Below are 23005 nucleotides of genomic sequence, written 5' to 3'. Positions count from 1 at the left end.
GACATGTATAGCGCACTTGGGAAGATGGAGCGGTGACGATCCTTTCTGTTCAAAACGTCGTACTTCCTGCAGCTTCGATCGGTCCGGAGAACCCGCTCGCGCCGCTCAGCACGCAGCGCGAGCCGCACCAGGTCGAGAACCTCGCCGACCTCCCCGCCGACCTTCGGGACAACATCGAGTACGGGCGCCTGCACAGCCCACTGCCGTGCCTGAACCAGGACGGGTACGACCGCACCTTGGCCGAGACCGCGCTCCCGGCGCTCGTGCTGGAGAACGACCACGTGCGCGCGACCGTCCTGCCGACCCTCGGCGGCCGGCTCTACTCGCTCGTCCACCACGGCGAGGAGCTGCTCTACCGCAACCCGGTGTTCCAACCCGCGAACCTCGCGCTGCGCAACGCCTGGTTCGCCGGCGGCGTCGAGTGGAACGTCGGCAGCACCGGCCACTGGACCGGGACCTGTGCGCCGATGCACGCCGCCCGCCTCGAAGGTCCGGACGGTACGCCGATCCTGCGGCTGTGGGAGCTCGAACGCACCCGCAACCTCGTCACCCAGCTCGACTTCTGGCTCCCGGACGACTCGGAGTTCCTGTACGTCGGCGTACGGCTGCAGAACCCGTCCGATGCCGAGGTCCCGGCGTACTGGTGGTCGAACATCGCGGTCCCGCAGTCGCCGGACCGTCGGGTGCTCGTACCCGCGGACCAGGCGTGGCAGTTCGGGTACGGCCGGACGCTCGATCTGGTGGACGTGGCAACGGATCTGACCTATCCGACCCGGCACCCGCGGGCCATCGACTACTTCTTCGAACCGCTGGCGGCGGAGCGGTCGTGGATCGCGTCCGTCGACGGTTCGGGCAACGGGTTCGTGCAGGCGTCGACCTCGCGGCTGCAGGGCCGGAAGCTGTTCGTGTGGGGTCAAGGGGACGGTGGACGGCGGTGGCAGGAGTGGCTGTCACCCGGTCTGGAGGGCGAGGGGTACGCCGAGATTCAGGCAGGGCTCGCTCGTACTCAGATGGAGCACCTGAAGCTGCCCGCCCGCGAGGAGTGGCACTGGTTGGAGGCGTACGGACGGCTGTCGATGGACGCCGGTATCGCGCATTCCCAGGACTGGAAGGCAGCACGGACTGGAGGTGCTGCGGCGTTGAGGCCGTTGCTCGACGAGCTGCCGGCGCGTGAGCAGACGTGGTTGGGCGTAGCTGATGCTGCGCCGGTCGAGCGGCTTGCAGTGGGGTCTGGGTGGGGCGCGTTGGAGCTCAAGCGCACCGGGTGGGCAGTGTCGGACGGTACGCCGTTCGACGCGGACACGATGACGGCGCGGGAGGAGGCGTGGCTGCCGCTGCTCGACGGGCAGTTGCCGGTGACTGACGACGTACCGGACGGGACTCTGGTGGCGTGGCGGGAGCTGTTGGAGGCGGCTGACGACAACTGGCTCGTCTGGTACCACCGGGGCGTCGCGCGGCATTACGCCGGCGATGTGGACGGTGCGATCGAGGCGTGGCGGGAGTCCGGGGACAACCCCTGGGCGCTACGCAACCTCGGTGTAGTCACGGGAGACCTGGAGTACTACGAGCGCGCCGTCGAGCTCCTGCCCGACCTGGTGCCGCTGGTCGTCGAAGCGGTCGCGGCCGCGCTCGACACCGACGTCACGCGGGCGGAGCGGATGCTCGAGCGCGCACCCGACGACCCGCGGATCCAGCTGCTGCGCGTCCGGCACGCACTGGAGACCGGTGACCCTGCCAGAGCGCACGAACTGCTTGCTGCGGGTATCCAGCTGGCCACGGTCCGGGAGGGCGCGAATCCGCTCACCGACTACTGGCTGGCCGCCGAGGAGGCACTTGGCACACAACGGCCAGTTCCGCCGCGATACCAGTTCGGAATGGGCGGAAACTGACAACTTCAGGTCAACTCTACCTCTAGAAACACCGCTCCACCGGACTCTACTATGGTCCTGTAGAGAAGTTTTTGAATTACATGGAACCAAGTGGAGTCCGGTGGCGTCCCACCGGGTGAGCGGCAAAAGCCGCGCAAGGCAGTTTCGACAAACGACCGCGTCGCTCGCGGGCGACGCGTCGGGGGTGAGTGCCATGTTGACGATCGTTGTACTCGGTGGGTTCGGCCTGGTGCTGGTGGTCGCGGCCTTCATCGTGACCGAAGTTCTGGCCGGTCTTCGGCCGTCCCAGATCCCCACCGGCACGGAAGAGAAGACCGCGGGACGAGTGATCCGGGTGCGTGGCCCGGTCCGCGGCCAACTGCAGAGCGGTGCCCCGGCGATCTACACCGAGGTCATCGTCGAGTACTACACCCGCCGGGGTGAGGGACCGTACGAGGTCGCTCGCAAGTTCCCGGTCGGGAGCAGGATTACTTACGCCAAGGGTGACCGGGTGATCGTCGCGTACGACGTCCGGACCCCACGCCGGGCTCGCCTGGCCGGCCGGGTCAGCCACTGGCCGGCCCTGGGCCTGCCTTCCGCGGCCTGACGGTTCACCTGCTTGAGCCTCCTCTCCGGCTCAAGCAGGAAGATGCGGGGCGAGCAGGTTGTAGAGCACCGGCCGGCCCTGATCCAGAACGTACTCCGCCTCGTCCGCGGACAGCCGGTCCGCCAGGTGGGCCAGCGCCTCGCCCATCGTGATGCTGAGCGTCACGGCCAGGCGAAAGTCCCGCGAGTCCCGCGCGCCGAAGCGCGCCGCCAGCAGTTCCGCGAACTCGCCCGCGTGCTGGTCGTCGAACTCGCCCGGCTTCGCCTCCAGCTCCGGATCGCCGAGCCCGCTCAGCACGACCGCCCTGAAGCCCGGATCGGTCCGGTGCATCTCCCGGAACGTGTCCAGCGTGACGTCGACCGCCGCCCGCCAGCTCGTCACGTCGGCCAGCCGCTCGCGGACCGCGTCGGTGTAGCGCGCCTGGTTCCGGCGTTCGATCGCCTGGATCAGGCTGCGCTTGTCCGGGAAGTAGCGGTACACGCTGCCGACCGCGATCTCGGCCCGCTTCGCGATCCCACTCGTCGACGCCGCGTCGTACCCGCGTTCGACCACCTCGGCACAGGCCGCGTCCAGGATCCGCTCGACCTGCCGGCTCGCCCGGTCCTGGGTCGGCGTCCGGCGCAGCGGATACGCCCCCGAAGTCACCATTCATTTATTGTCCACGCTCCGGGGGGACAACGTTGCCACCTCTTTGTGACAGATTGCCGACAGTTGCTCAAGAGGAGGGGAACTTCGTATGCGCATCAGCAAATCCGCCGTTGTGGGGCTCGCATCCGTCGCGCTGGCTGCCTCCGGGGTCGCCGGTACGGCGCTCACCCGGGAGGACTCGGCCGCCGCGGAGAGCGGTTCGGGGTTGCGGTTCAACCAGGTCCAGATGATCGGGTCGCACAACTCCTACCACCGTGAGCTCAGCCCGGCCGAGCAGAAGGTCCAGCAGGCCCAGAACCCGGGCTCGGTCGACCTCTGGTACTCGCACGCGCCGATCACGCAGCAACTGGAGGACCAGAACGTCCGCACGCTCGAACTCGACCTGCTCCCGGACCCGGACGGGGGCCTGTACACGTACCCGCTGATCCGGAAGCTGACCGGGCAGGGGCCGTTGACCGATCCCGCGATGGCGAAGCCCGGGATCAAGGTCATGCACATCCCGGACTTCGACTACAACACCACCTGCGACACGTTCGTGCTGTGCCTGCAGCAGGTGAAGTCCTGGTCGGACCAGCACCCGAACCACGTGCCGATCACCATCAACCTCGAGCTCAAGCAGTCCGACCCGAAGGTGGTCGCGGCCGGTGGCGTCCAGTCGCCGCCGTGGGACGCCGCCAACCTGGAGGGTGTCGACCAGGAGATCCGGTCGGTGTTCTCCGAGAAGGACCTGCTGACGCCGGACGACGTCCGCAAGCCCGGCCTGACGCTGGAGCAGTCGGTCCTGACCAAGGGCTGGCCGAAGCTCGACGACGCCCGTGGCCAGGTGCTGTTCTACTTCGACAACGGCGGCCCGGGCGCGATCCGCGACCTCTACCGGACCGGCCACCAGAACCTCGAGGGCCGGGCCGTCTTCACCCGTGGTCCCGAGGGCGAGCCGGACGCGGCCATCACCCAGGTGAACGACCCGCGGGGCGCGAACCAGGCAGAGATCCAGCGGCTCGTGGCGAAGGGGTACCTGATCCGGACCCGGTCGGACGAGCCGATGGCGACGATCCGTGACAAGGACTACACCCGGCTCGGGATCGCCCTGGCCAGCGGTGCGCAGGTCGTGACGACGGACTGGCCGGTCGCCGGTATGGCCGCGCGGTACGACAGCGACTTCGTCGCCAAGCTGCCCGGGCACACCGCCGTACGATGCAACCCTGTGACAGCACCAAAGTGGTGCCGTGGAGATGTCGTCGGAAGGTGATGTGAAGATGTCGGAGCACGTGGTCGACGTGAGCTGGAGCCGTGGTGAGCACGAGTTCACCTATGACACCTACGACCGCGACCACGAGTGGCGCTTCGACGGCGGCATCACCGTGCCGGGCTCGGCGAACCCGAAGTACCTGGGCAACCCGGGCCCGGTCGACCCGGAGGAGGCGTTCGTGGCGGCGCTGTCCTCCTGCCACATGCTGACGTTCCTGGCGATCGCGGCCCGCAAGCGACTGGTCGTCGACGCGTACGACGACCACGCGGTCGGTGTGATGGCGAAGAACCCCGAGGGCCGGCTGGCGATCACCGAGGTGACGCTGAACCCGAAGATCGTCTGGAACGGCGCCGAGCCGGACGCCGAAACCATCGAGCGGATCCACCACCTCGCCCACCAGGAATGCTTCATCGCGAACTCGGTGACCACCGAGATCACGGTTGCTTCCAGCAAGTAAAAACCACCCGCCGATCGGCCTGAACCTCGCGCAAACGGTGTCAGGACAATCGGCGGGTGGTGGGTGCACCTCTGTGGCGGTGCACCGGTAACGGATCCGGGGGCGCTTCGCACGGGGGCGCCTCTGCGTTTGCTGTGCGACTTCCGTGCGGTCTGGCTCGGTGGGCCAGACCGTCCGGGTGCGCCGCCCGGGTCCGTTCGTCCGGCTGGCGCCTTACTGCTCGGCGGCGGCGTCGGTCCGGTCGTCTGGGGTCGGGGTGCTGCCCATGCTGTCGACGGCCAGCAGGTCCTCGAGCTGGCGGACCTGCTCGGTGGCCATCGTGGTCATCAGTCGGTGGATCGTCATGCCAGTGAGACGCCGGAGTCCGGAAGGTATGACGGGAATCCGCGATGTGACCTGAGTCACGCGGGATCGGCCTACTTCTCGTCGAGCCCGTCCGGACGGAGCGGAACGAGCGCGCGAGCGTCGTCGTACGACGTACCGGTCAGCTCGAGCAGGTCGATGATCGTGGAGCGCAGCTGCCCCAGGACGACGACCGCGGACAGCCCGACCGGCAGCGGCATCTCCGCCGTACGTCGTCCCAGCTCGCCCAGCACGCGGTGGGCGGCGACGTCGGCGGCCGGCTCGAACAAGGACTCGCCGATCAGACGGGTGCCGTCGGCGAGGCGTTCGAGCAGCATCGGGTACTCGTCGGGCATCCGCTCGTCGCGCCACACCGACACCGCGCACCGGCGTACCAGGACGCGCGTGTTCCGGATCGCCCGGTCCAACGGTACGACGAGATCGGCGATCTCCTGGACCCGCCCGCGGTGCCGGCGCCGGAACGGCGAGAGCCGGACGACCGCGACCCCTTCCTCGGCGGCGCTGCGCAGGTCGTCCAGCCGGGAGTCGCTCGCGCGGGCGCGGCGGAGCGCGTCGGTGACCGCCTCCTCGTCGCGTGCGCGCAGACCGTCGGCGGTCTCGACCAGGATCTCGGACAGCTCGTTCAGGACCCCGGACGCCTGTTGCCGAGGACGCCTGATGGCCGCGGCCGGGGCGATCGTGGCGGCCGCCAGCGCGACCAGGCCGCCGAGCGCTGCGTCCTGCCAGCGGCTGAAGCCGGCGCCGGGGTTGGGCAGCAGCGTGGTGACGATCGCGGCCTGGACGCCCGCCTGGGTGGTCATCAGGTTGCCGGCGCCGAGCAGTACGGCGACGCTCATCGCGAGCGCGATCACGAAGACCAGTTGGGTGATGCCGGTACCGAACGCCTTCACGAACAGATCGCCGACGCCGACGCCGACCGCCACTCCGACCATCACCTCGGCAACCCGGCGGAGGCGCTGACCGAAGCTGAACCCGAGACAGACCATCGCGGCGACCGGTGCGAAGAACGGTTGCTTGTGGCCGACGACGTAGTGCGCGAGCGCCCAGGCGACACCGGCCGCGAGTGCGCACTGGGCGATGAAGAAGGCGCGGCTGCGCCAGCGTTCGATCCGCCGGCGGATCGAGGCACGGGACCGCCGCGCGGCCTGCGGCGCGATGTCGTCGCGCAGTTCCCGCAACTGGTCCAACGTCAGCCTGACCGGATCCACGCGCCCCATTCTGCGCGATAGGTGCGCCAGCTTGATTCATCGGCGCTCTGCGGTTCACTGTTGCCTCATGACGGAGAACAACCGCGAGGACTACGGCAGCTACAGCGTCGACGACGAGGATCAGCTGCAGGCCTCGGACACCCTGAACGACCGGGGCGTGGAGGATCTGCTCGACGAGGGGTACTCGCCGCCGGAGAAGTGGTCTGCGGGCGAAGGCTTCGGTACGACGGCCGACGAGGCGCTGCAGGGCGAGACGCTGGACCAGCGGATCGCGCAGGAGGTCCCGGACGTCGACCCGTACGCCGAAGAGGGTGAGGACGTCGGCGGCCCGCAGGTCGGCGCCGAACGCTCCGGCCGCCTGGTCGCCTCCGACGAGGGCGCGCGCAGTGACGACGACAGCGAGCTGTACGCCGAGGACGTCGGCATCGACGGCGCCGCCGCCGGCGCGGAGGAAGCCGCCGTCCACGTCGTGGACGAGGAGTTCGAACTCGAGGACGACGACGAGCAGGACCTGGAGAACTACCGCGACGTCGACCTGGGCGACGTCGGCGACCTGGAGGACTGACCTACCTGCGGGTGACCGTGATTTCGGCGCCGTGGCGGGGGACGAGGGTAACGTTCTTCGCCTGGGCCGGTTCGGGTTTCGGGTGCGGGGCCTGGAAGTTGTAGGCGCTGAGGGCGGCGCGGAGGATCTCGGTGCCTTCCATCAGCGAGAATCCGGCGCCGATACAGCGCCGGGCTCCGCCGCCGAACGGCATCCACGTACCCGGCGCGGGCGGATCGTCGGACAGGAAGCGTTGCGGGCGGAACTCTTGCGGCTGCGGGAAATGCTCCGCGTCCCGGTGGACCAGCCCGATCGCGGCCATGATCGTCGTACCGCGGGGAAGCCGGTAGCCGGCCACGTCGGTGGTCTCGGTGAGACGCCGGCCGACCTGGTAGACGACCGGGTGCAATCGCAGCGCTTCCTTGACGATCGCGTCGAGTTCGTCGTCGGCGCCGGTGTCGGCGGCGCGCTGGCCGAAGTCCAGCTCCGCCGGCCGGCGCGCCAGTTCGTGGAACGCCCACGCCATTGCGGTCGCCGTCGTCTCGTGCCCGGCCAGCAGCAGCGTCACCAGCTGATCCCGCAGCTCCACGTCCGACCAGTTGCCGGCACCAAGTAGCCGGGACAGTACGTCGGTGCGCCCGGCGTACGTCTCGCGGCGCGCGGCGATCTCGTCGTACAGGATCTCGTCGACCTGCTTCTGGGTGTCCAGGTACGTCTTCCACGGCCGCACCCGGAGCAGCGGTGGGTAGAAGCCGCCGAGCATGATCACCGGCGGCACCGACACGATCTTGTCCAGCAACGGGCGCAGGGTGTTCAGCCGGTCCACGTCGGTGACGCCGAAGATCACCTGCAGGATGATCTCCAGGGTCAGGTTCCGCATCCGGTGGTGCACCTTGAACGGTGTCCCGACCGGCCATTTGGCGACCTCGGCCTGGGCGAGTTCGAGCACCATCGCGGCGTACCCGCGCAGCGCCGCGCCGGAGAACGCGGGCATCAGCTGCTTCCGCATCCGCACGTGGTCCTCGTCGTCGAGCAGCAGCAACGAGTGCGAACCCATGATCGGCTCGAGCACCGTGTTCCCCTCGCCGGCGTGCATCACCGCGGGCGGGCTGCCGAACACCTCCCGGATGTGGTCGGGCCGGCTCAGTACGACGCACACGCGGCTCGACGGCACCAGGCGGATCGTGAACACGTCGCCGTACTTCTCCCGCATCCGCGGGAAGAACGTCCTGCGGTGACTCGCGAACAGCACGGTCTGCGCGAGGGTCGGCAGCTTCGGCCCGGGCGGCAGCGTGCGGGCCGTCTGACGGTCGAGCGTCCGGGAACCGAGCAGAGGAGTCGGAGCCATACCTTTCACGCTACGTCAGCCGGGTGAACCGTTGTCGATCACTGGGCATCGAATGCGACAAGCGCTGCGACGCCCGGCAAACGGCAGCTCGACAGTACGTATACGTCTACTACCTGCCACCCGCACCGGGCAGCAGTCCGGATCGCCGGACAGTGGACGTATACGTACTGTCGACCTGCACAACCCACAGCACAACCGAGCCCCTGTGCCAGGGAAATGGGGCGACGGCCCGCCCGGGGAGGGGTTGGGCGGGCCGTCGCGGGTGGGGTGGGTCAGGAGCGGGTGAAGCGGAGGGTGAGGATCTGGAAGGGGCGGAGTTCGAAGGTGACTCCGTTGTCCGTCAGGTCCCGGTCCGCCAGGCGGCGTTCGAGGAGGTCGACCTCGGTCACCGACGCCGCCGCGAAGGACGGTGTGACGGTGGCGCGCGAGCGGCCGCCGCTGGACTCGTACAGCCGGACGATCACGTCGCCGGACTCGTCGTCGGCCAGCTTGAGCGCCTCGACGATCACGTTGTCGTTGTCGACGGCAACGATCGGCTCGACGCCCGCGGCGCCGTTGACGACCCGCTCCGGCAGGTTGATCCGGTAGCCCTCCTCGATCGCCTCACCGATCCCGGCGCCGACCACCAGTGCGTGGTTCACGACGTGCACGCCCTGGTCGGTCTGCGGGTCGGGGAACCGCGGCGCCCGGATCAGCGAGGTGCGGATGGTGGTCGTCGTACCGCCGTCCTCCCGCGCGGTCCGGTTGATGTCGTGGCCGTACGTCGAGTCGTTGACCACGGCAACGCCGTACCCCGGCTCGCCGACGTGCACCCAGCGGTGCGCCGCGATCTCGAACTTCGCCGCGTCCCACGAGGTGTTCTGGTGGGTCGGCCGGAAGATGTGCCCGAACTGCGTCTCGGACGCCGACCGGTCCGCGTGCACGTCGACCGGGTACGCCGCCTTCAGGAACTTCTCCGACTCGTGCCAGTCCATCTCGGTCTCGATGTCGACCCGCTTGGTGCCCGGGCTGACCCGCAGCGTCTGGGTGACGGTCGAACGGCCGAAGGACCGCTTGACGACGACGGTCACCTCGTCGTCGGCGCTGCTGAAGTCGACGCTGTCGACCTCGGTCACGTCCCGGACGTTGTTCTTGTAGAACGAGTCGACGTCCCACGCGTCCCAGTGGTTCGGGGTGTCCACGTGCAGCTGCAGAAGGTTGCCTGCGGCACCTGGTGCGATGACCTCGCGCTGCGCCTCGACGTCGTACAGGGAGGTGATCAGGCCGCGCTCGTCGACGGTGACCCGGATCAGGCCGTTGTCGATCACGCCGTTCTCGACGGTGACCGCCTGGCCGGCCGTGGTCGCGACGCCCGCGCCCAGACCGGCGACGCCGTTGCGGCTGTGCGGCGCCGCGTTGAAGACGATCTGCTCCGAGCCCTCGCCGGCCAGCGCCTGCTGCGCCCGGGAGATGATCGCGTCCAGTTCGTCGGCGAGCTTCGCGTACGTCCGCTCGGCCTCGCGGTGCACCCACGAGATCGAGGAGCCCGGCAGGATGTCGTGGAACTGGTGCAGCAGCGCGACCTTCCACAGCCGGTCCAGGTCCTCGTACGGGTACGTGTCGAGCTTGCCCGCGACGACGGCCGCGGCGCTCCACAGCTCGGCCTCGCGGAGCAGGTGCTCGCTGCGCCGGTTGCCCTGCTTCGTCTTGGCCTGCGAGGTGTACGTCGCCCGGTGGATCTCCAGGTAGAGCTCACCGGACCAGACCGGCGCGTGCTCGTGGTACTCCTCCTCGGCCGCGGCGAAGAACTCGGTCGGCGACTCGATCGTCACGCGCGGGGAGGACTCCAGGTTCGCCACCCGGCGCGCGGTCGCGACGAACTCGCGGGTGGGGCCGCCACCGCCGTCGCCGTACCCGAACGGAACCAGCGACCGGGTCGCGGCGCCATTCTCCTGGAAGTTCCGCTGCGCGTGCGCGAGCTCGCGACCGGACAGGTCCGAGTTGTACGTGTCGATCGGCGGGAAGTGGGTGAACACCCGGGTCCCGTCCAGGCCCTCCCACCAGAAGGTGTGGTGCGGGAACTTGTTCTCCTTGTTCCAGGAGATCTTCTGGGTCAGGAACCACTTGGAGCCGGACAGCTTCACCAGCTGCGGCAGGGCCGCGGTGTAGCCGAACGAGTCCGGCAGCCAGACCTCCTGGGTGTCGATCCCGTACTCGTCCAGGAAGAACCGCTTGCCGTGCACGAACTGCCGGGCCAGCGCCTCGCTGCCGGGCAGGTTGGTGTCGGACTCGACCCACATGCCACCGACCGGAACGATCGTGCCCTCGGCGACGGCCTTCTTCAGCCGCTCCCAGACCTCCGGGTAGTTGTCCTTCACCCAGGCGTGCTGCTGGGCCTGCGAGAACGCGAAGACCAGCTCCGGGTACTCCTCGGCCAGCGTGGCAACGTTGGACACGGTCCGGGCCACCTTGCGGCGGGTCTCCCGGAGCGGCCAGAGCCAGGCGGAGTCGATGTGCGCGTGCCCGACCGCGGACAGCTGGTGCGCGCTCGCGTGCGCCGGCCGGCTCAGTACGTCGGTCAGCTGGGCGCGGGCGTCCGCGGCGGTGCCGGCCACGTTCTCGTAGTCGAGCGCGTCCAGCGAACGGCTGAGCGCCCGCAGGATCTCCTTGCGGCGCGGGTCCTGCAGCGACAGCTCACGCTGCAGGCTGTCGAGCGCCTCGAGGTCGAGGATCAGGTCCCACACCTCGGCGTTGAACACGGCCAGGTCGGCGCGGGTCAGCTGGTAGATCGGGGTCTCACCGAGCTTGGCGCCGATGTCGACCTTCGCGTAGGCGTTGTCGAGCGGGATCTCCGGGTTCGCGGCGCCCTCGACGTAGAACTCGATCCGGTCGCCGGGCGAGGCCGCCGTACCGTCCGGGCCGAGGATCGACAGCGGGGCGTAGGTCTGCCGCGGGTGCAGGCCCTTCAGCGGCTTGCCGGAGGTGGTGTGCACCAGGCCCTCCGCGGAGAAGCCCGGGCCGCCGCTGAAGCCGAGGTCGATGACCGCCTCGATCTCGCTGCCGGCCCACTCGGCCGGCACCTGACCGCTGAACTTGAACCACGCGGTGCCCCAGGCCGGGCCCCACGGGAGCCCGATCTCGGCCGGTTCGTAGGTCTGGGCGAGCGCCTCGGCGGGGGACACCGGCTCACCGGGTGCGTGCCACACCTCGATGTCCAGCGGGACCGCCGCGCCGTAGATCGCGGGGCGGAGCCGCTCCCGCAGGGCGCGCTTCAGCCGCTCCTCGATGAGTTGACGGTCGTCGTGCACGAAATCAGCCTCCGGGAAAGGATCCTCACGCGGCCGACGGGCCGCACCGATGACAACGCTGTCACACCAACCCTGCATGCGTCCAGACGCAGTTTCACTCTCGCTGTGTGGATCTCTGTGAGTAGCGGTTGAGTTGCGGGGCGCCGACACGGCTACCCGCTCGGCCTCATTGTTGTCTAGGTTGTCTGCATGGAACGCCCCCGCCTGCTGACTCCTGCCCGGCCGACCGGTCTGACCCGCCGCGGGTTCCTCGGCTTCGGTGCCGCCGCGGCGTCGGGACTGCTGCTGCCCGGCTGCTCGCGCGGCCGCGCGGACGAGCCGGCGCCGTCGGAGGCCGGCGTGTTCTCGACCGGGAACCTGAACGGCGTCTACAACAAGTTCGGTACGGCGCTCAGCGCGCTGGTGAGCGAGGTCACCGGCATGGAGCTGAAGCCGATCGTCAGCGACGGGTCGGTGGACAACCTGTACAAGGTCGCCGGCCGCAAGGCCGACCTCGGATTCTGTACGTCGGACTCGGCGCTCGCGGCGTACGAGGGCACCGGCGAGTTCAGTACCGGACCGCTGCGGTTCTTCGCGCTCGCCCGCGTCTACGACAACTACGTGCACGTCGTCGTACCGATGGCGTCGAAGGCGTCGAAGCTCGACGACCTGTTCCCGAGCAAGGCCGACCCGAACCGGAAGATGGTCGTCGGCGTCGGCCCGAAGGACTCCGGGACCGAGATCGTCGCGAACATGATCCTGAACAAGGCCAGGGCCGACCTGATTCAGAAGAACCCTGAGCTGGACCCGGCCAAGGTCGATGTGATCCGGAAGAACCTGTCCCTCGAGCAGATGGCCGCCGCAGTGCAACCGCGCGGCACCGCCACCCGGGGTTCGATCGATGCGTTCATCTGGAGCGGTGGTGTCCCGACCGATCCGATCGCCGTCCTGCAGAAGTCCATCGGGTTCCGGCTGCTGGACATCGGCCCCGTCGCGGAGGCGATCGCGCTGAAGGAGTTCGGCGGTTTCCTGGTGTCGGCGATCCCGCCGTCGCAGTACGGGCTGGCGAACTCGGTGCCGACGCTCGCGGTCCCGAACTTCCTGATCGCGAAGCCGAACCTGTCGGACTCGTGGGCGTGGTGGACGGTGAACACCCTGTTCCGCCGCCAGAACGACCTGATCCCGAAGCACCCCGAAGCCGGCGCGCTCGACCCCCGCTCGGCGATCGCCACCATGCCCGTCCCGCTGCACCCCGCAGCGGAACGCTGGTACCGCCAGAACCACATCTGAGGCTGAGCGGTACCGCTCTCAGGCGTCGTAGTCGTCGATCAGGGGGACGCGGACCTCGATCACGAGGCCGCCGCCGATCGGTGGCCGGGCGACCACGCGGCCGCCGACCCGGGCCGCCTCGGAGCGGACGATCGCCAGGCCGAGACCGGTGCCCGGCATCTCCCGGTGGTGCGCGCTGCGCCAGAACCGCTCGCCGACCTTCTTCAGGTCCCGCGAGCCGAGCCCCAGGCCGTGGTCGCGCACGGACATCACGACCTCGGTGCCGTCCCGGGTGACCGAGACCTCCACCGGCGGCGCGCCGTACTTCGACGCGTTGTCGAGCAGCACGTCGAGGATGTCGTCGACCTCGAGCTCCGGCGCGACCCCACCCGGGACCATCTCGCCGATGATCAGTTCCAGGTCGTCGGCGGAGTACACGGCCTTCCAGCCGACCAGCCGCTCCTTCACCGCCTGCGCCAGGTCCAGCGGCTCCTCGTTGCCCTCGGCATCGGCCGACGGCCGGTCGGAGCCGGCCAGCCGGGACAGCCGCTGGACGATCCGGCCGAGCCGGTCGATGTCGCTGAGCGCGAACCGCGCGGTCGGCGACAGCCGGGACAGGCCCTCGATGTGGATCCGGGCGGACGTCAGCGGCGTCCGCAGCTGGTGCGACGCGTCGGCGACGAACTCGCGCTCACGCTGCCGTGCCTGGTGCAGGCTCAGCGCCATCGAGTTGAAGCTGTCGCCGAGCCGGCGGAGCTCCGGTGCGCGACCGTCGGTGGAGACCCGGGTGTCGAGCGCGCCGCGGGTGATCTGGTGGGTGGCGTTGTCCAGGTCCTGCAGCGGCCGCAGCACCCAGCGGGTGATCGGCCGGACGATACCGATGATGATGGCGCCGATGCTGATCAGCAGGCCGCCGAGGAGCAGCAGCAGACCGCGCTGCACCTGCTCACGGGCGTTGTCGGTCGGCACCCGCAGTACGGCGGCACCGAGCACGCTGCCGTTGTTGACGACCGGGCGGGACACGATCATCTCGCCGGAGGCCCACGGCCACAGCGCCGGCGGTTCGGGTGGGAGCCGGCCGGCGAGCGTGCTGTGCAGGGCCGTCGCGATGTCCTCCTCCTTCACGTCCACACCGGAAACGGACGTGGCGACGACGCGGGAGTCGACGTCGACGACGAAGACAGGGGTGTCGTAGAGCTCCTGGTACCGGACCGCGAGCTCACGCAGGTTCGCGATGTCGCCGGTCTGCAGCGGGGACTCGGCCATCGCGGCGAACCAGTCCGCGTCGTTGCTGCGGGACAGGAAGAGCGTGCGCGAGTTGCTGGTGGCGATGAAGTTCGCCAGCGGGATCACGGCGACGATCGCCAGCGCGACGACCATCGGGACGAGGGACTGCAGTAGTCGACGGCGCAACGGTCAGTCCGAACCCAGGCGGTAGCCGACGCCGCGGATGGTCTGCACCAGTTCGGGCCGGCCGAGCTTGGCGCGCAGGCTGGCGACGTGCACGTCCATGGTGCGCGAGGAGGCCTCGAAGACCGACTGCCAGGCGTACAGCGCGACCTGTTCACGGGGAACCACCCGGCCGTGGTGAGCGGCCAGCACTGCGAGCACGTCGAACTCCTTGCGGGTCAGACTGATGGGCTTGTCCGCCACCTGGACCGTCCGGGCCTCGATGTCCACGGTCAGGTCGCCGACAGTCACCCGGGGGCGGGGCTGCAAGAGGCCGGTACGACGAAGTACAGCATCGATGCGGGCCAGCAGCTCGGAAATCGCGAACGGTTTCACCACGTAGTCGTCGGCGCCGCTGCGCAGGCCGCGGACCCGGTCGGCCGCCTCGCCGCGCGCGGTCACCGCGATCACCGGCACGTCGGACACCGTCCGGATCTGCCGGCACACGTTGATGCCGTCCCCGTCCGGCAGCCCGAGGTCCAGCAGCACCAGGTCGCCGGGATCCGCCGCCAAGGCGTCCGCGGCCGTGCGGACATGCGTCACCATCAGGCCGTACCGCCGCAAAGCGGGTATCAGGGCATTGGCGATATCGAGATCGTCCTCGACCAGCAGAATCCGGACCGCGCCACTCATGCGGTGATCGTAGGCCAGGTCACGGCCCTATGTGTCAGATCTTGGTAAAGACGTAATCACACGACTCCACGCAGTGTTCGGCAACATTAGCCTTCCGCACACAGGAGGGAACCAGTCGATGACTGTCGGTGCTGGCGGGGGCGGCGTAACCGTGCCCTCTGACGAAGAACTGGCCGAGTACGAGCAGGAACGGCCCGCTCGGCGGCTTCGGCCTGCCCTGGATCGGGTGATTTCGGTCTGGTGCGCAATCATCAGCGTCGGCGTCCTTGCACAGGTATTCTTCCCATTACCACAGGGCACGCAGTTCTACTTGGTGATCTTTCTCGCAGCGGTTCTGCCGATCACCTTGCTGTGTTACCGCGGTTTTCGGGTGCCGGCGTTCATCAATCCGTTCAAGGCGCGGTCGCACGACGACCCGGGCGTGGCGGACTGGATTCTGGCCCTCGTCGCGCTGGCGGTGTGCGTCTACCCGCTCTTCGACTTCGACGGTTTCCTGGAACGTCGGCAAGCTCCTTCGGCGCTGGACGTGGCCGTAGGAGCGGTGCTGCTCATCCTGCTGCTCGAAGCGTGCCGTCGTACGACCGGCTGGGTGCTGCCGGCGTTCAGCCTGGTCTTCATCGCCTACGCGTACTACGGCGGCTACCTGCCCTACACCTGGTCGCTCTCACACCAGGGCTTCAACTTCGACGCGATCATCGCGCAGTTCACGATGGGTACGGCGGGGTTCTACGGGACACCGTTGACGGTCGCCGCGTCGTACATCGTGCTGTTCACGATCTACGGCGCGGTGCTCGACTACTCCGGCGCGGGCAAGTTCTTCATCGACCTGTCGTTCGCCGCGTTCAAGCGCAGCCGTACGGCGCCGGGCCGCACGGTCACGCTGGCGGGCTTCCTGCTCGGCAGCGTGTCGGGTTCAGGTACGGCGACCGCGGTGTCGCTCGGCACCGTGTCGTGGCCGATCCTGCGCCGGGCCGGCTATCCGGCCGAACCGGCAGGCGGAATGCTCGCCGCGTCAGGGATCGGCGCGATCCTGTCCCCGCCGACCCTCGGCGCGGCCGCGTTCATCATCGCGGAGTTCCTGCAGGTCTCGTACCTGAAGGTGCTCGGGTTCGCCGTGATCCCGACGCTGCTGTACTACCTGGGCATCCTGCTCGCGATCGAGATCGACGCCCGCAAGCACGGGACGACGTCGGGGGAGGTGTCCGAGGCCTCCGCCTGGCGGTTGTTCCTGCGGTTCGGGTACCACTTCCTGTCGTTGTTCGTGATCATCGGCTTCATGACGGTCGACGTACCGCCGTTCAAGGCCGTGGTCTACGCCGTGATCGTCCAGTTCGGGCTGTCGTTCCTGGACCGCGAGCACCGGCTGACCGGGAAGCCGTTGTTCAAGGCGCTTGCCCAGGGCACCCGTTCGGTGCTGCCGGTGGCGGCGACCTGCGCGACCGCGGGCGTGATCGTCGCGGTCACCACGCAGACCGGGCTCGGGCTGAACCTGGCGGAGATCATCGTCGACGCGGCCCGCGGGCTGACCGACAACCACACGGTGGTGCTGATCCTGACCGTCGTGCTGTCCGGGTTCGCGGTCCTGATCCTCGGACTCGCGGTGCCGGTGACCGCCTCGTTCATCATCGCGGCGGTGATCATCGCGCCGGCGCTGGTCGGCCTCGGCGTCACCCGGCCCGAGGCGTACATGTTCATCTTCTACTACGCCGTACTGTCCGAGGTGTCACCGCCGACCGCGCTGGCCGCGGTCGCGACCGCCGCGATCACCGGCGGCAAGGTGATGCCGACGATGTGGCAGGCGTGGAAGTACACGCTGCCGGCGTTCCTGGTGCCGTTCGCGTTCGTGCTGACCGACAACGGCGCGCACCTGCTCGGTCAGGGATCGTTCGTCGGCATGGTGTGGACGACGGTGGTGTCGATGCTGGCCGTGGCCGCGCTCGCCGTGGTCACCGGCGGCTGGGTGTTCGTCCGGGCGACCTGGCTGGAGCGCGCGGTCTGCGTACCGGCCGCCGCGCTGCTGCTCTACCTCGCGCCCGTAACCATCACGGCCGGAATCTGTTTGCTACTTGTTGCCGTCGTCATCAACCTGGTCCGGCGGCAACGCCAGACCTCTGCCGAGGAAGGAAACCTTGCCTCATGAGACTCCGAACCGTTGCAGTGGCGCTGGTCACCGTGGTTTCGCTGGCTGCCTGTGGCGGCCAGCGGGAACCGTCCGGCTCCGGAACGGAATCCGGCGGCCGGCTGACGATTGCCACCGGCAACACGACGGGCGTGTACTACCAGCTCGGTGGTGCGCTCGCCTCGGTGATCTCGCAGAAGATGTCCGGCTACCGGGCGACGGCCAGCGAGACCGGCGCCTCGGTGCAGAACATCCAGGGCCTGGTCGGCGGGAACTACGACATCGCGTTCTCGCTCGGTGACTCCGCGGCGGACGCGGTGAACGGCGTCAACAGCTTCAAGTCCAAGCAGGACGTGGTCGCGCTCACCCGGCTGTACAACAACTACACGCAGGTCGCCGTACGGACGTCCGCGGGCATCAACTCGATCGCGGACCTGAAGGGCAAGCGCGTCTCCACCGGGTCGCCGAACTCCGGCACCGAGGTGATCGCGCGCCGGCTGATCGAGGCGGCCGGTCTCGACCCGGCCAAGGACGTGACCGCCCAGCGGCTCGGGCTGCCGGAGTCGGTGGACGCGATGAAGTCCGGGTCGATCGACGCTCTGGTCTGGTCCGGTGGGTTGCCGACCGGCGGCATCACCGATCTGTTCACCAGCATGGGGAAGGGCGTCAAGCTCTTGCCGATCGCGGATCTGCTGCCGAAGATGCAGGAGAAGTACGGCTCGATCTACTCGCAGGCACCGATCCCGGCAGCGACGTACAAGCAGCCGGCCGACGTGGCGACGATCATCGTGCCGAACGTGCTGCTGGTCCGCAAGGACATGAAGGACGAGCTCGCGGAGCAGCTCACGAAGGTTGTCTACGACAACATGGACGCGCTGGTCGCGGTGAACGCTGCCGCCAAGGGCATCAAGCTGGAGAACGCCGCGAACACCGAGCCGGTGCCGCTGCATCCGGGCGCGAAGAAGGCGATCGACGGACTCAAATAGCACCGACCCGGGTACCGGTAGCTGTTCGGAACTCGGGCGAACACAGACCGTCCTCCCCCGCACACCAGGCGCAGCGGGGGAGGACGCAGGGCCCCGGCTCCGCACACCAGGCGCAGCGGCGACGGGACCCGCACGCCGGCTCCCACAACCAGGCGCAGTGAGAGCCGGCAGACCGGGCCCGGTCTCGGCGGAGGCATCCGCCGGGGCCGGGCCTCTTGCTGTCCAGGTCCTGTCTAGTGCGGTTCCTCGTGCGGCATCGGTGTGCCGTACAGGTAGTGGGAGAGCGCGGAGTCGCGCTTCGGGTGCGCGTGGTACTTGGTCGGTACGACGCGTCCCTCGGCACTGTCCCAGGCCGTGTCGGCCATCCGCCACATGCGGTGCGCCAGCCGCCCGGCCCTGCCGGTGTGCGGGGAGGACGGGTGCGCTCTGGTCGGCGCCACCTCCTCCGCCTCCAGCAGGTCCTCGGTCAGCGTGTTCACGTCCGCTCCGTCGAGCTGCTCCGAGATCTGCCGGCTGTACGTCGTCTCGAGCGTCTCGTGCTCGCTCAGCAGCCGGTCGATGTGCTTCCACAGGTCGTCGTGGTGCAGATCCAGGAACCGGCTGTCGCCGTACTGCCGTCCTTTGAGGAAGCGCAGCGAGCGCTCCAGTTCCTTCGCGTTGCCGACGTACCTGGTGACCAGGTCGCTCCCGTCGGGAAGCCGGCTGACGTGCGGGAGGAGCACGTCCTCGGCGGCGGCCAGATGCTGGGACGCGATCGCGTAGAACCAGTCCGTCTGATGCCGGTGCTCAGGGTGCGCCGCATCCGGATGGTGAGCCGGCTCGGCCAGCTCCCGGATCCGCGCGTGTTCGTAGGTCAGGGCCATTTCGAGCGTCGAAGCGGTCATGGCAACCACCTCCAGAGGGTCTCTCTTCAGCGTGTGCCCATCCCACCCGAACCGCAACCGCCCCACCCCGCTCCGTAACCTTCCCGTTCGCGACTGTGCCCGATCCCAGGGCGGCGGGTGGGAACGGAAACGCCCGCCGCACGTGGGCTTCTTGGGTGCGGCGGGCGTTCGCGGGGTGTGTCAGGCGTCCGAGCTCTTCTTCCAGAGGTTGATGCCGGCCTCGACGGCGTCGGCGTCGATCGCCTCGAGCTCCGCAGCCGTGAACTTGAGGTTGCGCACCGTGGCGAGGTTGTCCTCGAGCTGCGCGACGCTGGAGGCGCCGATCAGGGCGCTCGTGACGCGGTCGTCGCGGAGCGTCCAGGCGAGCGCGAGCTGGGCGACGGACTGACCGCGCTCCTTCGCGATCTCGTTCAGCGCGCGGACGTGCTTGAGCGTCTCCTCGGTCAGCGAGTCCGGGTTGAGGGACTTGCCCTGCGCCGCCCGCGAGTCGGACGGAATACCGCCCAGGTACCGGTCCGTGAGCACGCCCTGCGCCAGCGGCGAGAACGCGATCACGCCGACCCCGAGCTCACCCACCGCGTCCAGCAGGTCCTCCTCGATCCACCGGTTCAGCATCGAGTACGACGGCTGGTGGATGAGCAGCGGCGTACCGAGCTCCTGCAGGATCCGCGCCGCCTCCCGGGTCCGGTCCGCCGAGTACGACGAGATACCGGCGTACAGCGCCTTGCCCGAGCGGACCGCCGCGTCGAGCGCGCCCATCGTCTCCTCGAGCGGCGTGTCCGGGTCGAACCGGTGCGAGTAGAAGATGTCGACGTAGTCCAGACCCATCCGGCTCAGCGACTGGTCGAGCGAGGCGAGCAGGTACTTCCGCGAGCCGCCGCCCTGACCGTACGGCCCCGGCCACATGTCGTACCCGGCCTTGGACGAGATGATCAGCTCGTCGCGGTACCGCTTGAAGTCGCGCGCGAAGTGCGTCCCGAAGTTGGTCTCGGCCGACCCGTACGGCGGGCCGTAGTTGTTCGCCAGGTCGAAGTGCGTGACGCCGAGGTCGAACGCCCGCCGCAGGATGTCCCGCTGCGTCGTGAACGGCTTGTCGTCGCCGAAGTTGTGCCACAGCCCGAGCGAGATCGCCGGGAGTTGCAGTCCACTCCGGCCCGTCCGCCGGTAGGTCATCTGATCGTCGTACCGGCTCGCAGCCGCCTCGTAGTCAGTCACAGAACCCCAGTCTGCCTCATGTCACAACAAGTGCAAACCCCCTTGTTTTCAAGCAGAAACCGCATCGCTGAGATCAAGAAGACGGGGTTCTTGATCGGGGCGGGTGCCCTAGGTGAGTTCGGACCAGGGGGCCGGTGGAGCGGTGGTGAAGAAGTGCAGGATGTTGAGCAGGCGGCTGGTGGTGGGAGCGGTCCAGTGCCGTTGGCCCGGCCACGGGGCGGCGGGGAGTTTGGCGAGACCCCAGGACAGGTGGAACCAGAGGACGGCGGCGGCAAGCTCTTCCTCGGACTCCGGTGACTGGGAGTGCCGGAGGTACTCGGGAAGCAGTACGGCGACCTGGGTCAGCGGGAGCTTGGCGAAGTCCATCGCGCGTGGCGCCCAGGCCGCGTCACCCCAGTCGATGAGCGCACGGAGGTCCCCGTCCGGCCCGGCGAGAAGGTTGTGAGCGGCAACATCCCCGTGGATCAGCACCTTCGGCCCACTCCCGTCGATCCGCTCCGCAAGCCGCGAGAACCACCCGCTCAACCAGCTGGCAGTCCCCGGATCCACATACCCCTGCCCAGCAAGCCCCTCAACCGTCCCCCACGGATCCCCCCACCCATCCTCACCCACGCCGGCCAACTCCATCCTTGAATGGTCTGGGTTGGGGAGGGCGGGGGTTCGTTCGAGTTGGTGGAGGTGGGCGAGTTGGGGCGCGAGGTTGGTGGGGAGGGTGGTGGGCTCGGTGCCGTGGACTCGTTCCATGAGCGCGTAGGGGGCGGCGAGGAGGCGGCCGCTGTCGTCGTACTCGACGATCGCGGGTGTCAGCACCCCGACGGATCGAGCGGCCGGCACGACGTGGGTTTCCTTCAGCAGATCGGCCTCGAACCCGGGCCGGCACACCCGCAGGAACAGATCGTCCCCGAGCACGAAACCCCGGTTGGCCACCCCGCCGGCAACCTCCTGCACGTCACCGGGATCGACGCCGTGACGCCGCGCCACAGCAGCCACTTGGTCCAGGAAGTCGAGCTCCGCACCCAATCCGTATCTCCTCGTCCGCGCGAATCGCCGCCCGGCTCCGCGAGGCGGCGTACGGCGGCCTCCACCGAACTCCGCGAGCCGGGGTACGGCGGCGTCCACCGAGTTTGATGTACTTCGGGCGTGCGTGTCGATGTGAATCCGGAGGCCGTCGGACGACGGGAGTTCTATGCGCTGCTGAACTCGGTGGTCGTGCCGCGCCCGATCGCGTGGGTGTCCAGCCGATCGGCCGAGGGCGTGCTGAACCTGGCACCGCACTCGTTCTTCACCGTTTCGTCCGTGCAGCCGCCGATGGTGCAGTTCACCTCGGTGGGCCGCAAGGACAGCCTGAACAACGTCGAGGCGACCGGCGAGTTCGTGGTGAACTTCGCTGCCGAGCAGCTCTACGAACAGGTCAACGCGTCCGGGACGAACTTCCCGGCGGAGGTCTCCGAGTTCGAGGCGATCGGCGTGACGACCGAGCCCTCCCGGACGGTCGCCGTACCGCGGGTCGCGGAGTCGCCGGTGGCGCTCGAGTGCACGCTGCACACCACTCTCGAACTCGGCGACTGCACCCTCGTCATCGGTCAGGTCCGGCACCTGGCGATCGACGCCGACGTACTGGACGGCGACCACCCCGACGTCCGTCGGCTCCGCCCGCTCGCCCGGCTCGGCAAGGACGAGTGGTCCACGATCGGCGAGGTCCGCTCGATCACCCGCATCCGCTACTCCGACTGGCCTGGGCATTTCACACCTCCTGGTGAGTAGTCCCGCCTGGTGATCCATCGCCTACTGCGGGGGAGGATCGCCAGATCGGACCTAGGTACTGGTAGTTGCTCTGGGCATCTGCTACTTGCGGAAATCGGTGGTTGACTCCCGTGTTGCGAGGACCTTGGTCAGGTCTTCGAGCGCGGGGGACAACCGGAGGGGTGTGTGGTCGGGTAGTGCGGTCGTGGCGGGGTGCCAGGTGAAGTCGGGGGTCACCAGGTAGACGTCTGGTGACAGCGGGCCGGGGTCACGGGCGTGGCAGCGGGCGGCGACGTTCAGCAGGACGCCGAGTGCCGGGATGACGGTCAGGCCATCGATCACGTGCAGGAGCAACGTGTCCCGGGCGGGGACCGCGGCGAGGACGCCGTACGGTGCGTGCTCGACGTGTAAGGACTCACGCAGAACGGTGTCGAGGACGAGCGCGCGGGAGGCTGCGAACGTGGTGCCGGAGACGAAGGCGATGCGGATGTCGTCGTGGTCGACGTACTCGACCTGGTCCTCGATGGTGCGGAGGTTGGTGAGGCCGAAGCGTTCGGCGTCCGACCAGGTGAGGCCCAGGTCGGCCGGCTCGAGGTACATGGTCAGGACGCCTCCGGCCTCCGCGGACGGGACGGAGATCAGGCCGGGGAGGAAGTCGGGGCGATCCGCGGTCCAGTCCTTCGGCAGCGCGTCGCGAGGGACGAGCCGCTGGATCAGCTCTCGCTCGGGATCGTCGGGTGGTTTTGGTGGTCCTTGGCGGAGCTGCTCCAGGAGTTGGCGGAAGTGCTCCTCGATGAGCAGTGGCCAGCGGTCCTCGTCGAAGTGGGCGAGGATGCGCGCGAGATTGCTGAGTCCGAGCACGGGGTTGCCGGCGGATCGGTCGGTGGGCACGAGCGCGGCGCCGCCCTGGTAGCTGACGGCGAGACCGAGGTCCGCCGCTGTGCGCAGGGCGAGATGCACGAACCGATCGGCCTGCCGCCTGGACAGTGGCGGCAGCACCGGGTCGGGACCGCTGGAATGAGGGGAGTTGTTGCCGTGGGCATGTTCGGTGGTGTCGATGGGCATCGTCGGTCCTCCTTGTCGGCAGAGAAAGTACGAGGATCGACCCGCCCCCGAGCACACCGATCCGAACCTGTGGACAAACCACCC

20 protein-coding genes are annotated in these 23005 nt (G+C 68.8%); 9 read left to right on the top strand and 11 right to left on the bottom strand.

Features of this window, described 5'->3' with window-relative positions:
* Positions 1–32: 32 nt before the first annotated feature.
* Both E0H50_RS31225 and E0H50_RS31220 read left to right on the top strand, forming a co-directional pair.
* On the top strand, positions 33–1889 hold the full coding sequence (locus E0H50_RS31225) for a DUF5107 domain-containing protein (RefSeq protein WP_131294299.1): 1857 nt from the start codon (positions 33–35) through the stop codon (positions 1887–1889).
* 193 nt (positions 1890–2082) lie between these two features.
* Positions 2083–2475, top strand: a complete 393-nt coding sequence (locus E0H50_RS31220; RefSeq protein ID WP_238151433.1) for a DUF3592 domain-containing protein — start codon at positions 2083–2085, stop codon at positions 2473–2475.
* A 30-nt stretch (positions 2476–2505) separates the two neighbouring features.
* Here the strand turns inward: E0H50_RS31220 and E0H50_RS31215 are convergent, their stop codons facing one another.
* Positions 2506–3123 carry a TetR/AcrR family transcriptional regulator gene (locus E0H50_RS31215; protein ID WP_131294297.1) on the bottom strand — a complete coding sequence of 206 codons (618 nt, stop codon included), beginning with the start codon at positions 3121–3123 and terminating at the stop codon, positions 2506–2508.
* An 88-nt stretch (positions 3124–3211) separates the two neighbouring features.
* On the opposite strand from E0H50_RS31215, the gene E0H50_RS31210 reads away from it, so the two are divergent.
* Both E0H50_RS31210 and E0H50_RS31205 read left to right on the top strand, forming a co-directional pair.
* Positions 3212–4372: a phosphatidylinositol-specific phospholipase C1-like protein gene (locus tag E0H50_RS31210; RefSeq protein ID WP_131294295.1), complete on the top strand. Its 1161-nt coding sequence runs from the start codon at positions 3212–3214 to the stop codon at positions 4370–4372.
* Between the two features lie 7 nt (positions 4373–4379).
* Entirely contained in the window at positions 4380–4829 is a 450-nt protein-coding gene (locus tag E0H50_RS31205; RefSeq protein WP_131294293.1) for an OsmC family protein, read from the top strand.
* A gap of 213 nt (positions 4830–5042) precedes the next feature.
* Here E0H50_RS31205 and E0H50_RS44290 read toward each other — a convergent pair whose 3' ends face one another.
* Positions 5043–5174, bottom strand: coding sequence for a hypothetical protein (locus tag E0H50_RS44290; protein ID WP_272948534.1), 132 nt, complete (start codon positions 5172–5174; stop codon positions 5043–5045).
* 71 nt (positions 5175–5245) lie between these two features.
* Positions 5246–6409 carry an FUSC family protein gene (locus E0H50_RS31200; RefSeq protein WP_131294292.1) on the bottom strand — a complete coding sequence of 388 codons (1164 nt, stop codon included), beginning with the start codon at positions 6407–6409 and terminating at the stop codon, positions 5246–5248.
* 58 nt (positions 6410–6467) lie between these two features.
* Between E0H50_RS31200 and E0H50_RS31195 the strand changes: the two genes are divergently transcribed.
* Positions 6468–6965, top strand: a complete 498-nt coding sequence (locus tag E0H50_RS31195; RefSeq protein ID WP_131294290.1) for a DUF5709 domain-containing protein — start codon at positions 6468–6470, stop codon at positions 6963–6965.
* A gap of 1 nt (position 6966) precedes the next feature.
* On the opposite strand, the gene E0H50_RS31190 is transcribed toward E0H50_RS31195, so the two are convergent.
* Both E0H50_RS31190 and E0H50_RS31185 read right to left on the bottom strand, forming a co-directional pair.
* On the bottom strand, positions 6967–8292 hold the full coding sequence (locus E0H50_RS31190; protein ID WP_131294288.1) for a cytochrome P450: 1326 nt from the start codon (positions 8290–8292) through the stop codon (positions 6967–6969).
* 272 nt (positions 8293–8564) lie between these two features.
* The gene (locus E0H50_RS31185) at positions 8565–11579 is read right to left on the bottom strand and encodes an alpha-mannosidase (RefSeq protein WP_131294286.1); all 3015 of its coding nucleotides are present in this window, start codon (positions 11577–11579) and stop codon (positions 8565–8567) included.
* A 189-nt stretch (positions 11580–11768) separates the two neighbouring features.
* Between E0H50_RS31185 and E0H50_RS31180 the strand changes: the two genes are divergently transcribed.
* Complete coding sequence (locus tag E0H50_RS31180; RefSeq protein WP_131294284.1) at positions 11769–12848, top strand: TAXI family TRAP transporter solute-binding subunit; 1080 nt, start codon at positions 11769–11771, stop codon at positions 12846–12848.
* Positions 12849–12866: 18 nt separating this feature from the next.
* On the opposite strand, the gene E0H50_RS31175 is transcribed toward E0H50_RS31180, so the two are convergent.
* Complete coding sequence (locus tag E0H50_RS31175; RefSeq protein ID WP_238151430.1) at positions 12867–14240, bottom strand: sensor histidine kinase; 1374 nt, start codon at positions 14238–14240, stop codon at positions 12867–12869.
* 3 nt (positions 14241–14243) lie between these two features.
* Positions 14244–14909, bottom strand: coding sequence for a response regulator transcription factor (locus E0H50_RS31170; RefSeq protein WP_012918592.1), 666 nt, complete (start codon positions 14907–14909; stop codon positions 14244–14246).
* Between the two features lie 118 nt (positions 14910–15027).
* On the opposite strand from E0H50_RS31170, the gene E0H50_RS31165 reads away from it, so the two are divergent.
* Positions 15028–17049, top strand: a complete 2022-nt coding sequence (locus E0H50_RS31165; protein WP_131294282.1) for a TRAP transporter permease — start codon at positions 15028–15030, stop codon at positions 17047–17049.
* Positions 17046–18014, top strand: a complete 969-nt coding sequence (locus E0H50_RS31160; RefSeq protein WP_131294280.1) for a TAXI family TRAP transporter solute-binding subunit — start codon at positions 17046–17048, stop codon at positions 18012–18014. Before E0H50_RS31165 ends, E0H50_RS31160 begins: the two co-directional genes overlap by 4 nt.
* Positions 18015–18247: 233 nt before the next feature.
* Here E0H50_RS31160 and E0H50_RS31155 read toward each other — a convergent pair whose 3' ends face one another.
* From E0H50_RS31155 to E0H50_RS31145, 3 genes are all read right to left on the bottom strand, one after another.
* The gene (locus E0H50_RS31155) at positions 18248–18898 is read right to left on the bottom strand and encodes a hypothetical protein (protein ID WP_131294279.1); all 651 of its coding nucleotides are present in this window, start codon (positions 18896–18898) and stop codon (positions 18248–18250) included.
* Positions 18899–19078: 180 nt separating this feature from the next.
* Positions 19079–20113: an L-glyceraldehyde 3-phosphate reductase gene (gene mgrA / locus E0H50_RS31150; RefSeq protein ID WP_131294277.1), complete on the bottom strand. Its 1035-nt coding sequence runs from the start codon at positions 20111–20113 to the stop codon at positions 19079–19081.
* 108 nt (positions 20114–20221) lie between these two features.
* Positions 20222–21133: an aminoglycoside phosphotransferase family protein gene (locus E0H50_RS31145; RefSeq protein ID WP_165547352.1), complete on the bottom strand. Its 912-nt coding sequence runs from the start codon at positions 21131–21133 to the stop codon at positions 20222–20224.
* A gap of 120 nt (positions 21134–21253) precedes the next feature.
* On the opposite strand from E0H50_RS31145, the gene E0H50_RS31140 reads away from it, so the two are divergent.
* The gene (locus E0H50_RS31140; protein WP_131294273.1) at positions 21254–21877 is read left to right on the top strand and encodes a flavin reductase family protein; all 624 of its coding nucleotides are present in this window, start codon (positions 21254–21256) and stop codon (positions 21875–21877) included.
* Between the two features lie 81 nt (positions 21878–21958).
* Here E0H50_RS31140 and E0H50_RS31135 read toward each other — a convergent pair whose 3' ends face one another.
* Positions 21959–22921, bottom strand: a complete 963-nt coding sequence (locus E0H50_RS31135; RefSeq protein WP_131294271.1) for a hypothetical protein — start codon at positions 22919–22921, stop codon at positions 21959–21961.
* Positions 22922–23005 lie beyond the last annotated feature (84 nt).

The organism is Kribbella sindirgiensis (assembly GCF_004331435.1).
GTDB classification, from domain to species: Bacteria; Actinomycetota; Actinomycetes; order Propionibacteriales; family Kribbellaceae; genus Kribbella; species Kribbella sindirgiensis.
The sequence above is the reverse complement of the archived record's forward strand: the minus strand, read 5'-3'. Positions and strand labels throughout refer to the sequence as shown.

What these genes read in the sequence shown, in the direction of transcription:
- E0H50_RS31220 (WP_238151433.1), top strand. Translation starts at nt 2,083, where the DNA reads ATGTTGACGATCGTTGTACTCGGTGGGTTCGGCCTGGTGCTGGTGGTC.
- E0H50_RS31215 (WP_131294297.1), bottom strand. Translation starts at nt 3,123, where the DNA reads ATGGTGACTTCGGGGGCGTATCCGCTGCGCCGGACGCCGACCCAGGAC.
- E0H50_RS31210 (WP_131294295.1), top strand. Translation starts at nt 3,212, where the DNA reads ATGCGCATCAGCAAATCCGCCGTTGTGGGGCTCGCATCCGTCGCGCTG.
- E0H50_RS31205 (WP_131294293.1), top strand. Translation starts at nt 4,380, where the DNA reads ATGTCGGAGCACGTGGTCGACGTGAGCTGGAGCCGTGGTGAGCACGAG.
- E0H50_RS44290 (WP_272948534.1), bottom strand. Translation starts at nt 5,174, where the DNA reads ATGACGATCCACCGACTGATGACCACGATGGCCACCGAGCAGGTCCGC.
- E0H50_RS31200 (WP_131294292.1), bottom strand. Translation starts at nt 6,409, where the DNA reads ATGGGGCGCGTGGATCCGGTCAGGCTGACGTTGGACCAGTTGCGGGAA.
- E0H50_RS31195 (WP_131294290.1), top strand. Translation starts at nt 6,468, where the DNA reads ATGACGGAGAACAACCGCGAGGACTACGGCAGCTACAGCGTCGACGAC.
- E0H50_RS31190 (WP_131294288.1), bottom strand. Translation starts at nt 8,292, where the DNA reads ATGGCTCCGACTCCTCTGCTCGGTTCCCGGACGCTCGACCGTCAGACG.
- E0H50_RS31180 (WP_131294284.1), top strand. Translation starts at nt 11,769, where the DNA reads ATGGAACGCCCCCGCCTGCTGACTCCTGCCCGGCCGACCGGTCTGACC.
- E0H50_RS31170 (WP_012918592.1), bottom strand. Translation starts at nt 14,909, where the DNA reads ATGAGTGGCGCGGTCCGGATTCTGCTGGTCGAGGACGATCTCGATATC.
- E0H50_RS31165 (WP_131294282.1), top strand. Translation starts at nt 15,028, where the DNA reads ATGACTGTCGGTGCTGGCGGGGGCGGCGTAACCGTGCCCTCTGACGAA.
- E0H50_RS31160 (WP_131294280.1), top strand. Translation starts at nt 17,046, where the DNA reads ATGAGACTCCGAACCGTTGCAGTGGCGCTGGTCACCGTGGTTTCGCTG.
- E0H50_RS31155 (WP_131294279.1), bottom strand. Translation starts at nt 18,898, where the DNA reads ATGACCGCTTCGACGCTCGAAATGGCCCTGACCTACGAACACGCGCGG.
- E0H50_RS31135 (WP_131294271.1), bottom strand. Translation starts at nt 22,921, where the DNA reads ATGCCCATCGACACCACCGAACATGCCCACGGCAACAACTCCCCTCAT.